Source organism: Kitasatospora sp. NEAU-69 (genome assembly GCF_057158765.1).
Genome location: NZ_JBWXUE010000026.1, coordinates 22,583 through 35,325 on the forward strand (window position 1 = coordinate 22,583; position 12,743 = coordinate 35,325).

Below are 12,743 nucleotides of genomic sequence, written 5' to 3' on the forward strand. Positions count from 1 at the left end.
AAGTGCCAAGACAACCAACAACGCCCTCCTCTCCCCCCCCCCACCCCCCAGCCCCCCACAGCGCCTGCGTGGATCTGATGCCGACTCACCCCGTTCCGGTGGCCAGCTCCTCTTCGTCCTCCTGGGGTTCCAGGATCACCGGGGCCGGGCGGCGGGCGAAGAGTTCGGCCGGGGTGGGGATGCGGCTCGGGGGCGCGCTGGTGGCGTTCTGGCGGGGGTCGGTGCTCATCGGGATCGGTCCTCCGGCTCGGTCGGTGAGGGGGCTGGGGACGGCGGCCAGGTGGCGCGCGGGGGCCGGGACCGGCTCGGCGGCCGGGCGGGGGAGGGCGGCGGCCGCGGAGCGGGCGAGGCGTTCGCGGACCGCGGTCTCGGCGAGTGCGTGGCAGCGGCCGGCCAGTCGGGAGCGGCGCGAACGTTCGGTGGAGCCGCAGGGCTGGCGGGTCAGGGCGCGCAGCGCGCCGAGGTCGTCGGGGGACGGGAGGTAGCCGTCGGCGACGGCCTCCTCCAAGCGTTCCAGGTAGCCGCCGGCGGTGCCGGGTAGCGCGTCGCGGTAGCGGACCAGCTCGGCGAGGAGGAAACTGCGCAGCCGGCCGCCCTCCTGGGCGGCCTCGTCGATGGCCTCGGCCAGCCGCAGCGCCTCCTGGACGTCCTCCGCCCACAGGTCGGCGCCGCAGGGCAACTGGGCGGGGACGGCAGGGTGCAGGGCGTGGGCGAGGGCACGGCGCAGCACGCGCACTTCGTCGCTGCTGAAGGCCATGCCGCCGCGGGATCCGTGTGGCGTAGGCATAAGTTGACACTACGTGAGGAATATCCGATTTGTCGGAAGCCTCGCGTCGGCGCAACCCGGAAGGACTAGTAGGACTAGCTGGGCGTCTTGTTCCGCTCGTAGACCAGCCGCAGGCCGATCAGCGTCAGCCACGGCTCGTGCACGTCGATGGTGCTCGCCTCGCCGAGCACCAGCGGGGCCAGCCCACCGGTCGCGATCACCTGGACGTCCTCCGGGTCCTTCGGCGAGAGCTCCTTCGCCATCCGGGTGACCAGCCCGTCCACCTGGCCGGCGAAGCCGTAGACGATGCCGGACTGCATGCCCTCCACGGTGTTCTTGCCGATCACGTTGCGCGGCCGGGCCAGCTCGATCTTCTTCAGCTGGGCGCCGCGCACGCCGAGCGCGTCGACCGAGATCTCGATGCCGGGGGCGATCGCGCCGCCGACGTAGTCACCGCGCTCGTTGACCGCGTCGAAGGTGGTCGCGGTGCCGAAGTCGACCACGATGCACGGACCGCCGTACAGGTGATTGGCGGCCAGCGCGTTGATGATGCGGTCGGCGCCGACCTCCTTCGGGTTGTCCATCAGGACGTGCACGCCGGTCTTCACGCCGGGTGCCACGAGCACCGCGGGGACGTCGCCGTAGTAACGGCGGGTCACCTCGCGGAGCTCGTGCAGCACGGCCGGCACCGAGGAGCAGATCGCCAGCCCGTCCACCTGCTCGGCGCCCGGACCACCGGCCCGGTGTCCCATCAGCCCGCTCATCAGCACCGCGAGCTCGTCGGCGGTGCGCCGCGGGTCGGTGGAGATCCGCCAGTGCTCGACGATCTCCTCGCCGTCGAACAGGCCGAGCGTGGTCTGGGTGTTGCCGACGTCGATGGTGAGGAGCATGGGCCCCACTTTCAGTAGTGAGTTCGGGGCAGGGGACTACGGCCGCAGGTCCAGACCGATGTCCAGGACCGGCGCGGAGTGGGTGAGCGCGCCGACCGCCAGGTAGTCGACACCAGTCTCGGCGACCTCGCGCGCGGTGGCCAGGGTCAGGCCGCCGGAGGCCTCCAGCTTCGCCCGCCCGGCGACAAGCCGGACGGCCTCCTTGAGCTGCTCGACGGTGAAGTTGTCCAGCAGGATCAGGTCGGCGCCCGCCTCCAGCACCGGCGCGATCTGCTCCAGGTGGTCGACCTCGACCTCGACCGGCAGCTCGGGGTAGGCGGCCCGGACGGCGCGGAACGCCTCGGCCACGCCGCCCGCGGCGACCACGTGGTTGTCCTTGATCAGCGCGGCGTCGGAGAGCGACATCCGGTGGTTCACGCCGCCGCCGCAGCGCACCGCGTACTTCTGCAGCGAGCGCAGGCCCGGGTGGGTCTTGCGGGTGTCGCGCACCGCCGCGCCGGTGCCCGCCAGCGCGTCCGACCAGCGGCGGGTGGCGGTCGCGATGCCGGACAGGTGGCAGAGCAGGTTGAGCGCGCTGCGCTCGGCGGTCAGCAGGTCGCGGGTGCGGCTGCGCACCGAGAGCAGCACCTGGCCGGCCTCGACCTGGTCGCCGTCCTGCACGTGCCGCTCGACCTCGAACTCCTCTTCGCAGATCAGCGAGACCACGGCCTCGGCGATCCGCAGGCCGGCCACCGTGCCGGCCTCGCGGGCGGTGAAGTCGGCGGTCGCGACGGCGTCGGCTGGCACGGTGGCGACCGAGGTGACGTCCTCGCCGCCGGCCAGGTCCTCGGCCAGCGCGAGGGTGGCGATGTCCTCGACCTCGACCGGGTCGAGGCCGGCCTCCTCCAGCAGCTCGGCGAGCGCCGGGTCCAGGCCGGTCTCGTAGCCCTCGCCGCCGTCGCAGGCGCAGCCGTCGCCGCAGCCGGCGTCGGCCATCGGGAGCTCGTCGTGGGTGTGGCTCATCGTCAGTTCTCCTCGGCAGTGCGACCGTCGGCGGCGTTGGTGTCGACGGCGTGGATGTCGGTGGGGCGGGCGGTCAGGGTGTGCGATGTCAGGGCGCCCTCGTCGTCGAGGGTGGTGATCAGGTGCCGGCGCCAGTGCGCGTCGTCCCGCTCGGGGAAGTCCTCGCGCCAGTGGCAGCCGCGGGTCTCCTCGCGGCGGGCCGCCGCGGTCACCAGGGCGGTCCCGACCAGCAGCAGGTTCGCGGCCTCCCAGGTCTCCACCCGGGGGTCGGCGGGCTTCTCGCCGGCCGCCGCGGCGGCGTCCCGCTCCAGCGCGGCCAGGCCCTCGGCGGTGGCGGCCATGCTGGCGGCCGAGCGCAGCACGCCCGCACCGCTCGACATCAGCCGCTGGATCTCGGCCCGCGCCTCGGGGGCCGGCAGCGGGACCGCGACGGCGGCCTTCGCGGCGGGCACGTCCACGGAGCGCTCGGGCAGTTCGCCGGCCGCGTGCCGGGCGGCCAGGTCGGCGGTGATCCGCTCGGCGAAGACCAGGCCCTCCAGCAGCGAGTTGGAGGCCAGCCGGTTCGCGCCGTGCACACCGGTGCAGGCCACCTCGCCGCAGGCGTACAGGCCGGGCACCGAGGTACGGCCGTGCAGGTCGGTGCGGACGCCGCCGGAGGCGTAGTGCGCGGCCGGGGCGACCGGGATCAGGTCGGTCGCCGGGTCGATGCCGTGCGCGAGGCAGAAGGCCAGGATGGTCGGGAACCGGGTGCGCCACATCTCGGCGCCGAAGTGCCGGCCGTCCAGGTACATGTGCTGCGCGCCCTGGAGCTGCATCTGCCGGGTGATCGCCTTGGCCACGATGTCGCGCGGGGCCAGCTCGTTCAGCTCGTGCTGCCCGACCATGAAGCGGGTGCCGGCGGCGTCCACCAGGTGGGCGCCCTCGCCGCGGACCGCCTCGGAGACCAGCGGCTGCTGGCCCTCGGCCTCGGAGCCGAGCCAGAGCACGGTCGGGTGGAACTGGACGAACTCCAGGTCGGTCACCTCCGCGCCGGCCCGCAGCGCGAGCGCCACGCCGTCGCCGGTGGAGACCGCCGGGTTGGTGGTGGCGGAGAAGACCTGGCCCATGCCGCCGGTGGCGAGCACCACGGCCCTGGCCCGGATCGCGCCGACGCCGTCGCGCCGGCCCTCGCCCATCACGTGCAGGGTCAGGCCGGCCGCGTGGCCGTCGGCGTCCTTGAGCAGGTCGAGCACCAGGGCGTGCTCGATGAGTTCGAGGCCATGGTCGGCACGCACCGCGGCGACCAGGGCGCGCGATATCTCGGCGCCGGTCGCGTCGCCGCCCGCGTGCACGATCCGGTCGCGGTGGTGGCCGCCCTCGCGGGTCAGCAGGATGTCGCCGTCCGGGCCGCGGTCGAAGGCGGCGCCGGCAGCGATCAGGTGGCGCACCGCGTCCGGGCCGTCGGTGACCAGGGCGCGCACGGCGTCCTCGTCGCAGAGCCCGACGCCGGCCACCAGCGTGTCGGCCAGGTGCTGCTCGGGGGTGTCGCCCTCGCCCAGGGCGGCCGCGACGCCGCCCTGGGCCCAGCGGGTCGAGCCCTCGTCCAGCACCGCCTTGGTGACCACCGTCACCGTCAGACCGGCCTGGCGCAGGCCGAGCGCGGTGGTCAGCCCGGCCACGCCGGAACCGACCACGACGACGTCCGTGGTCGCGGTCCAGCCCGGGGCGGGAGCGGTGAGACGGTGGGTCACGGGCATCGCAGCTGTCTCCTAGCGGGTGTGGACGGCGTCGCCGCGCAGGGTGTCCGTGCCGGGCAGTGCCTCGGCCGGGTCGGCGCCGGTGCCGGTGATCCGGTTCTCGGCGTCCACGAAGACCACCTTGGGCTGGTAGGCCTTGGCCTCGGCGGTGTCCATCTGCCCGTAGGCGATCAGGATCACCAGGTCGCCGGGGTGGACCAGCCGGGCGGCCGCGCCGTTGATGCCTATGACGCCGGTGCCGCGCGGGCCGGAGATCGTGTACGTCTCCAGCCGGGCGCCGTTGTTGATGTCGACGATGTGGACCAGCTCGCCGGGCAGGATGTCGGCCGCGTCGAGCAGGTCCTGGTCCACCGTGACCGAGCCGACGTAGTGCAGGTCGGCCTGGGTGACGGTGGCGCGGTGGATCTTGGACTTGAACATGGTGCGGAGCATGGGTCACGCCTCCTTGGGGGTCCCCCCGGCCGAAGGCTGGGGGAGAGTGCATGCCTGGGGGACAGACTGATCGGGGCGCGACTACCTGACGATCAGGCGCACGTTGTCGATCAGCCGGGTGGACCCTACCCGGGCCGCGACCGCCAGCACCGCCTCGCCCTGGAAATCGTCGGGCGCCTCGACGAAGTCGTGCGGGTCGATCAGCGCCAGGTAGTCGAGCTCGACGCCGTCGGCGCCGTCGAGGACCTTGGCGGCCGCCTCGCGGATCGCCTGCGGGCCCTGCGCGCCGGCGTCGCGGCCGGCGAACAGCGCCCGGGAGAGCGCCAGCGCCTGCTCGCGCTCCTGCTCGGACAGGAAGCGGTTGCGCGAGGAGAGCGCCAGACCGTCCGCCTCGCGCACGGTCGGCACGCCGACCACCTCGACGTCGAAGTCCAGGTCGGCCACCATCCGCTGGATGATCGCCAGCTGCTGGGCGTCCTTCTCGCCGAAGAACGCGAAGTCCGGGTCGGTGATGTGCAGCAGCTTGGCGACCACGGTCAGCACGCCGTCGAAGTGCCCGGGACGGCTGGCCCCCTCGAAGCGCTCGCCCATCGGGCCGGCGCTCAGGCGCACCTGCGGGGCGCCGTTCGGGTAGACCTCCTCCGGCAGCGGCGCGAAGACGACGTCGGCGCCGAACTCCTCGGCGAGCCGGACGTCGGCGGCCAGCGTGCGCGGGTACCGGTCCAGGTCCTCGCCTTCGCCGAACTGCAGCGGGTTGACGAAGACCGTCACCGCGACCCGGCCGTCCGGGCCGACCTCCTTGCGGGCCGCCCGGATCAGGCCGGCGTGGCCCTCGTGCAGCGCGCCCATGGTCATCACGACGGCGTTGTCGACGGGCTGCTCGTCCGGCCAGAACGCGGCCTCGAAGTCGGCGACGGTGTGGGTCAGGGCCGTCTTGCGGACCTTGGGCGCCTTGGCGGCGGGCTTCGGGCGGGCCATCAGATGCTCTCCTCGTTGAGTACGTCCAGCAGCGAGGCCGCCGCTTCTTCCTTCAGCGTCCCGCCGGCCACGGCCCGCTGGGCGGTGGCCCGGGCCATCGCGCGGTAGGCCGCCGGGATGTCCGGGGACACCGTACTGAGCTGTAGCAGGTGCCGGCGCACCGTGCCCGTGTCGCCGCGGGCGACCGGGCCGGTCAGCGCGGCGTCGCCGGAGCGCAGTGCGTTGTCGAGCGCGGCGCCGAGCAGCGGCCCGAGCAGCCGGCCCGGCTCGGCCACGCCGGCCGTGGTGAGCAGCTCCATGGCCTGCGCGACGAGCGTGACCAGGTGGTTCGCGCCGTGCGCGAGGGCCGTGTGGTAGAGCGGGCGGACCTCTTCGGGCACCCACTCGGGCTCGCCGCCCATCTCCACCACCAGCGCCTCGGCGACCGGCCGCAGCTCCTCGGGCGCGGTCACCCCGAACGGGCAGCCGGCGAGCCGGGCCAGGTCGACCGAGGTGCCGGTGAACGTCATCGCCGGGTGCAGCGCGAGCGGCAGCGCGCCGGCCCGGGTGGCCGGCTCCAGGATCCCGACGCCGTGCGCGCCCGAGGTGTGCACGAGCAGCTGGCCGGGGCGGATCGAGCCGGTGGCGGCGAGGCCGGCCACCAGGTCGGCGAGCGCGTCGTCCGGCACGGTCAGCAGCACCAGGTCGGCGGCGGCCAGCACCTGCGGCGGCGTCACCAGCCGGACCCCGGGCAGCAGCGCCTCGGCCCGGCGGCGGGAGGTGGCGGAGACCCCGGAGGCGGCGACCACCCGGTGGCCGGCCAGCTGGAGCGCGGCGCCGAGGGCCGGGCCGACCCGGCCGGTGCCCACCACGCCTACGGTGAGCCGCGCCGGGCGGTCGGCGGGGTCGGCCGGGTCGGGGAGGCCGAACAGTTCGGAGGCGTTCACGTGAGGTGCGTTCCAGTCCTCTGCGGGTACCAGACGGTCTGTGCCATCCTACGGCCCCGACCGGCAGGCCCCGGCCCCGAGAGGCCCTAGCTGTGACTGCCCGCGCGGAGCAGGCCGGCCTCGTAGGCGAGCACCACGGCCTGCACCCGGTCGCGCAGCCGCAGCTTGGCCAGGATGCGCCCGACGTGGGTCTTCACGGTCGCCTCGGAGAGCCCGAGGCCACCGGCGATCTCGCCGTTCGACAGGCCCTGCGCGACCAGCAGGAAGACCTCCCTCTCGCGCTCGGTCAGCGGCTCCAGCGCCGGCGGGCCGCTCGGCGACTGGGGCAGCGGCAGCACCTCGGCGAAGCGGTCGATCATCCGCCGGGTGGTGGTCGGCGCGACCACGGCGTCCCCGGCGTGCACCGAGCGGATCGCGGCGACCAGCTCGGTCGGCGGCACGTCCTTGAGCAGGAAGCCGCTGGCCCCGGCCTTGAGCGCGGCGAACGCGTACTCGTCGAGGTCGAAGGTGGTCAGGATGAGCACCTTGGGCGCGCCGGGCAGCGGCTCTCCGTCGGCGTCCAGGCAGATCCGCCGGGTGGCCTGCACGCCGTCCAGGCGCGGCATCCGGACGTCCATCAGGACCACGTCGATCGGGGCGTCCACGTCGACGCCGCGCAGCACCTCCAGCGCCTGCGCGCCGTCGCCGGCCTCGGCGGCGATCTCGATGTCGCCCTGGGACTGCAGGACCATCCGGAAGCCGGTGCGGAGCAGCTCCTGGTCATCGACGAGCATCACGCGGATTGTCACGGGAAGGGTGCTCCTTAGCGGGTTGCCGGGTAGCGGGTCACGTACCGAGCGGGTCACTTGGCGGTCTTGAGGGGGAGGACGGCGCGGATCCGGAAACCGCCGCCGGGGCGCGGGCCGGCGTCCAGACTGCCGCTGACCATGCCGATCCGCTCGCGCATGCCGATCAGGCCGTGGCCCTGGCCGTCGGTGCCGCCGCGGGCCAGTTGCTCGTCGGTGCTGCCGCGGCCGTCGTCCTCGATCAGCACGTTGAGGTCGCGGTCGCCGAAGTCGACCGCGACCTTCGCGCTGACGTTCGGGCCGCCGTGCTTGCGGACGTTGGTGAGCGCCTCCTGGACGATCCGGTAGACCGTCAGCTCCACGCCGCGCGGCAGCTCGCGCGGCTCGCCGGAGGTGGAGAACTCGACCGGCAGGCCGGCCGTGCGGACCTGCTCCAGCAGCTCGGGCAGCTCCTCGACGCTGGGCTGCGGCACGTACTCCTCGGCGGTGTCCGCGGTGCGCAGCACGCCGAGCAGCCGGCGCATCTCGACCAGCGCCTGCCGGCCGGTGGCGGCGATGGTGCCGAGCGCCTCCTTGGCCTGCTGCGGCGAGTTGTCCATCACGTAGGCGGCGCCGTCGGCCTGCACGATCATCACCGAGACGTTGTGCGCGACCACGTCGTGCAGCTCGCGGGCGATCCGGGCGCGCTCGGCGGCCACCGCGACCTTGGCCTGGGCGTCCCGCTCGCGCTCCAGCCGCTCGGCGCGGTCCTCCAGCTCGGTCAGGTAGGCCCGGCGGACCCGGGTCAGCCGGCCCCAGGCCCAGCAGAGCACGAACGGCGTGGAGAGCAGCGTGGCGACGAAGGCCTGCCACATGAAGCCGTGGCCGGGAGCGCCGTCCGCGCTCTTGTCGAAGATGTGGACGGTGAGCGGCCCGGCGAGCAGGCCGCCGGCCAGCGCGAAGCGGGAGATCCACGCGGTGCCGAAGGCGGCGCCGGTGTAGCAGAAGACCAGGTAGCCGATCGAGGACCCGTCCGGGTTGATCTGCAGCCCGGCCTGGGCCAGACCCAGCGCCAGCGCGGCCACCACGGTCGCGTTCGGCCAGCGGCGGCGGACCAGCATCAGCCCGAAGACCAGCGCCGAGACGGCGTAGTAGGCGCTCCGCTGCCAGCCCTCGGAATTGATGGTGGAAACGAGCGCGATGAAGAGCACGATGGACGCCCAGGCGCCATCGACCACCATGGGATGGCGTCGCAGCCAGGCGTTGAGTCGATGCACATGACCAGCCTAGGCAGCGGAATGCCCTCTTCCCGTCCGCCGTGAGGGCGATCCCGGTCTCGTCCGCAGGTCGGAGCCGGGTAGCGTCGCGGGCATGACCTGGATGCGCTGGCGCCCCGCCATGGAACGGGCCCTCTACGGGGAGCCGGACGGCTTCTACCGCAGCCCGGAGGGGCCGGCCGGGCACTTCCGGACCTCGGTGCACGCCTCCGCCCAGTACGCGTCGGCGGTCGGCCGGCTCCTGCTGGAGGTGGACGCGGCGCTCGGTCACCCGGCCGAGATCGCACTGATCGACGTCGGGGCCGGGCGCGGCGAGCTGGTCGGCGCGCTGGCCCACCTGCTGCCCGGCCGGCTCACGGCGTACGGCGTGGAGCTGGCCGCCCGGCCGGACGGGCTGGCGCCCGGGGTGCGCTGGACCGACCGGGTGCCGCAGGGCGCGGTCGGGCTGCTGTTCGCGAACGAGTGGCTCGACAACGTGCCGCTGGACCTCGCGGAGCGGGACGGGGACGGCGTGCTGCGCTACGTCGAGGTCGCCGAGACGGGCGAGGAGCGGCTCGGCGACGAGCTGACCGCCGAGGACGCCGCCTGGGCCGAGCGCTGGTGGCCCGCTGGAGAGCGGATCGAGCTGGGCGGGCCGCGCGACGCGGCCTGGGCGGCGGCGGTCGGCGCGCTGGATCGCGGGCTCGCGGTCGCGGTGGACTACGCGCACCGGCGGGCCGACCGCCCGCTCTTCGGCACGCTCACCGGGTTCCGGGGCGGCCGCGAGGTCGCGCCCGTGCCGGACGGCGGCTGCGACCTGACGGCGCACGTCGCGCTCGACGCGGTGGCCCGGATCGGGTGCCCGGTTGTCCACAGCCTGTGGACAACGCAGCGCGACGCCCTGCGGGCACTCGGCGTGGACGGCTCGCGGCCGCCGCTCGCGCTGGCCTCCAGCGACCCGGCGGGGTACGTCAAGGCGCTGGCGGCGGCCGGCGAGGCGGCCGAGCTGACCTCCACCGCCGGGCTCGGCGGCTTCGGCTGGCTGCTCCAGGCCGTCCGGATGCCGGTACCGGCAAGCCTCGCGGGGCTGGTGGGATGGCAGACTCTGGAAGCATGAGCGCTCTGAGGGAGACCACTGTCGGGATCGGCGCGGGTGTCGAGAACACCGCGACCGACATGGTGCTGAACATCGGCCCGCAGCACCCGGCCACCCACGGCGTGCTCCGCCTCAAGCTGGTGCTGGACGGTGAGCGGATCGTCTCCGCCGAGCCGGTGATCGGCTACATGCACCGCGGCGCCGAGAAGCTCTTCGAGGCCCGGGACTACCGGCAGATCATCATGCTGGCCAACCGGCACGACTGGCTCTCCGCCTTCTCCAACGAGCTGGGCGTGGTGCTCGCGGTCGAGCGGATGCTCGGCATGGAGGTCCCCGAGCGCGCGGTCTGGATCCGCACGCTGCTCGCCGAGCTGAACCGGGTGCTCAACCACCTGATGTTCCTCGGCTCCTACCCGCTGGAGCTGGGCGGCATCACCCCGGTCTTCCACGCCTTCACCAGCCGCGAGGAGCTCCAGCACGTGCTGGAGGAGGCCAGCGGCGGGCGGATGCACTACATGTTCAACAGGGTCGGCGGCCTCAAGGAGGACCTGCCGGCCGGCTGGCTGGGCCGGGTCCGGGCCGCGGTCGCCACCGTCCGCGGCCAGCTGCCGGTCTACGAGAACCTGGTGCTCGGCAACGAGATCTTCCGGGCCCGCACCGCCGGCGTCGGCGTGCTCTCCCCGGAGCACGTGCGCGCGTACGGCGTCAGCGGCCCGATCGCCCGGGCCAGCGGCGTCGACTTCGACCTGCGCCGCGACGAGCCTTACCTCGCGTACGGCGAGCTGCAGGACGTGCTCAGCGTCGCGATCCGGGAGGAGGGCGACTGTCTGGCCCGCTTCGAGTGCCTGCTGGAGCAGACCGTCAACGCGCTCGACCTGGCCGACGCCTGCCTGGACCGGCTGGCCGGCCTGCCCGCCGGACCGGTGAACCTGCGGCTGCCCAAGGTGCTCAAGGCACCCGAGGGCGAGACCTACGCGTGGACCGAGAACCCGCTCGGGATCAACGGCTACTACCTGGTCTCGCGCGGCGACAAGACGCCGTGGCGGCTCAAGCTGCGCTCGGCGTCCTTCAACAACATCCAGGCGCTGATCGAGCTGCTGCCCGGCACGCTGGTGGCGGACATGGTCGCGATCCTCGGGTCGATGTTCTTCGTGGTCGGGGACATCGACAAGTAGAGGGCTACTTCTTGTCGGACTTCTTCGGGCGCTTCGGGTCGGCCGGGTGGGGTGCCAGCTTCCGGTCGCCCTTGGCCGCGATCCGCTGCTCGCAGAGCCCGACCAGCACCGCGTACGCCTCGGCGCCCATCAGCTCGGTGAGCTCGGGGCGGTAGCTGACGTAGACCGGCTCGGCGCCCTGGTGCGCCTCCGGGCTGCTGGTGCACCACCAGTGCAGGTCATGGCCGCCCGGGCCCCAGCCGCGCCGGTCGTACTCGCCGATCGTGACCTGGAGGTAGCGGGTGTCGTCGGGGCGGTCGATCCAGTCGTAGGTGCGGCGGATCGGCAGCTGCCAGCAGACGTCCGGCTTGGTCTCCAGCGGCTCCTTGCCCTCCTTGACGGCGAGCGTGTGCAGCGCGCAGCCCTCGCCGCCCGCGAAGCCGGGGCGGTTGAGGAAGATGCAGGCGCCGTCGACCCGGCGGGTCTGCCGGTCGCCGTCCTCGTCCAGCATCGTCATGCCGCCGTCGAGCTTGAGCCGGCCCTTCTTGTCGGTGCCCTCGGGGTGCAGCTGCCAGGTTTCCGGGGTCAGCCGGGCGGCGTGCCCGGCGACCCGCTGCTCGTCGTCCTCGTCCGAGTAGTGCGCGCCGAGCGTGCAGCAGCCGTCGGAGTCGCCGCGGCCCGGGCGGATGCCGTGGCAGCCCTGGCCGAAGATGCAGCTCCAGCGGGAGGTCAGCCAGGTCAGGTCGCAGCGGAAGACCTGCTCGTCGTCGGCGGGGTCGGCGAACTCGACCCAGGCGCGCGGGAAGTCCAGCCCGACCTCGGGCTGGATCTCGGGCTTCTTGAACTTCGGGGCGGGGATGTCGATGGCGGCCACCCGGCAAGGGTATGGCAAGCCGGGCGGCCACTCGTTGTGACGGAGCTGGCGGTCAGCGCGCCAGGAACGACTCCAGCGCGGTCGCGAAGGCCACCGGGATCTCGTACATCGGGTAGTGGCCGGTGGCGGGCAGCACCTCCAGCTCGGCCTGCGGGTAGTGGGTCAGGAAGGTGGCGCGCATCACCTCGGCGGTGAGCGCCAGATCGTGCTCGCCGACGAAGACCTTGACCGGCAGCTCGGCGCCGGCCACCTTGGCCGCGAAGTCCTGGGTGGACCAGTCGGTGAGATAGGCGGCGAACGCGTCGACCCGGGAGGTGGCGCTGGAGCGGGCGCTCATCCGGTCCAGCCAGATCGCGTTCGCCCGGTGCCCGGTGACCAGGTCGAGGATCGTACGGCGGTAGTCGAAGCGGGTCGCGGCGCCGTGGAACAGCTCGTACGCCTCGCCCTCCAGCGGGTAGTCGGTGGCCGGCACCGGGCAGATCCCGACCAGCTTGCGCACCCGGTGCGGGGCCTCGGCGAGCACCCGCTGGGCCGCCTTGCCGCCCATCGAGTGGCCGACCAGCGAGAAGCTCTGCCAGCCCAGCTCGTCGGCCAGCGCGAGCACGTCCCCGGCGATCTCGGCGAGCGTGTAGTCGCCGGGCACCTCGGCCCGGTCGCCGTAGCCGCGGTAGTCCATGAACGCGTAGCCGAAGGCGGCCCGGTCCAGGTAGTCGAGGAACGGCCCCCAGCCCGCTGCGGTGCCGAACCAGTCGTGCAGCACGATCACCTTGTGGTCGCCGGAGCCCACCTGGCGGTGACTGATCGTCATCTTCCCTGCTTCCCTGAAAGGCCGGTGATGGTCTGTCAGGGAGCAGGCTGCCGTGACCCCG

13 protein-coding genes are annotated in these 12,743 nt (G+C 73.6%); 2 read left to right on the forward strand and 11 right to left on the reverse strand.

What is annotated here, in order from left to right; translation table 11 throughout:
* Positions 1-85: 85 nt before the first annotated feature.
* From AC060L_RS26890 to AC060L_RS26930, 9 genes are all read right to left on the reverse strand, one after another.
* Complete coding sequence (locus AC060L_RS26890; protein ID WP_483801513.1) at positions 86-757, reverse strand: hypothetical protein; 672 nt, start codon at positions 755-757, stop codon at positions 86-88.
* Between the two features lie 104 nt (positions 758-861).
* Entirely contained in the window at positions 862-1,656 is a 795-nt protein-coding gene (locus AC060L_RS26895; RefSeq protein WP_483801514.1) for a type III pantothenate kinase, read from the reverse strand.
* Positions 1,657-1,692: 36 nt separating this feature from the next.
* The gene (nadC, locus tag AC060L_RS26900) at positions 1,693-2,658 is read right to left on the reverse strand and encodes a carboxylating nicotinate-nucleotide diphosphorylase (RefSeq protein ID WP_483801515.1); all 966 of its coding nucleotides are present in this window, start codon (positions 2,656-2,658) and stop codon (positions 1,693-1,695) included.
* Positions 2,659-2,660: 2 nt separating this feature from the next.
* Positions 2,661-4,394, reverse strand: coding sequence for an L-aspartate oxidase (locus tag AC060L_RS26905; protein ID WP_483801516.1), 1,734 nt, complete (start codon positions 4,392-4,394; stop codon positions 2,661-2,663).
* Positions 4,395-4,406: 12 nt separating this feature from the next.
* On the reverse strand, positions 4,407-4,826 hold the full coding sequence (gene panD, locus AC060L_RS26910; RefSeq protein WP_483801517.1) for an aspartate 1-decarboxylase: 420 nt from the start codon (positions 4,824-4,826) through the stop codon (positions 4,407-4,409).
* Positions 4,827-4,907: 81 nt separating this feature from the next.
* Positions 4,908-5,804: a pantoate--beta-alanine ligase gene (gene panC / locus AC060L_RS26915; protein WP_483801518.1), complete on the reverse strand. Its 897-nt coding sequence runs from the start codon at positions 5,802-5,804 to the stop codon at positions 4,908-4,910.
* Positions 5,804-6,730, reverse strand: a complete 927-nt coding sequence (locus AC060L_RS26920; protein ID WP_483801519.1) for a Rossmann-like and DUF2520 domain-containing protein — start codon at positions 6,728-6,730, stop codon at positions 5,804-5,806. Before AC060L_RS26920 ends, panC begins: the two co-directional genes overlap by 1 nt.
* An 86-nt stretch (positions 6,731-6,816) precedes the next feature.
* Positions 6,817-7,518, reverse strand: coding sequence for a response regulator (locus AC060L_RS26925; RefSeq protein WP_483801520.1), 702 nt, complete (start codon positions 7,516-7,518; stop codon positions 6,817-6,819).
* Between the two features lie 53 nt (positions 7,519-7,571).
* Positions 7,572-8,771: a sensor histidine kinase gene (locus tag AC060L_RS26930; protein ID WP_483801521.1), complete on the reverse strand. Its 1,200-nt coding sequence runs from the start codon at positions 8,769-8,771 to the stop codon at positions 7,572-7,574.
* A gap of 94 nt (positions 8,772-8,865) precedes the next feature.
* Between AC060L_RS26930 and AC060L_RS26935 the strand changes: the two genes are divergently transcribed.
* Both AC060L_RS26935 and AC060L_RS26940 read left to right on the forward strand, forming a co-directional pair.
* Entirely contained in the window at positions 8,866-9,867 is a 1,002-nt protein-coding gene (locus AC060L_RS26935; protein WP_483801522.1) for an SAM-dependent methyltransferase, read from the forward strand.
* A 5-nt stretch (positions 9,868-9,872) separates the two neighbouring features.
* The gene (locus AC060L_RS26940; RefSeq protein WP_483801603.1) at positions 9,873-11,021 is read left to right on the forward strand and encodes an NADH-quinone oxidoreductase subunit D; all 1,149 of its coding nucleotides are present in this window, start codon (positions 9,873-9,875) and stop codon (positions 11,019-11,021) included.
* Between the two features lie 4 nt (positions 11,022-11,025).
* Here AC060L_RS26940 and AC060L_RS26945 read toward each other — a convergent pair whose 3' ends face one another.
* Positions 11,026-11,874 (reverse strand): DUF3109 family protein, encoded by an 849-nt coding sequence (locus AC060L_RS26945; RefSeq protein ID WP_483801523.1) that lies wholly within the window; start codon positions 11,872-11,874, stop codon positions 11,026-11,028.
* Positions 11,875-11,926: 52 nt separating this feature from the next.
* Positions 11,927-12,682: an alpha/beta fold hydrolase gene (locus AC060L_RS26950; RefSeq protein ID WP_483801524.1), complete on the reverse strand. Its 756-nt coding sequence runs from the start codon at positions 12,680-12,682 to the stop codon at positions 11,927-11,929.
* Positions 12,683-12,743 lie beyond the last annotated feature (61 nt).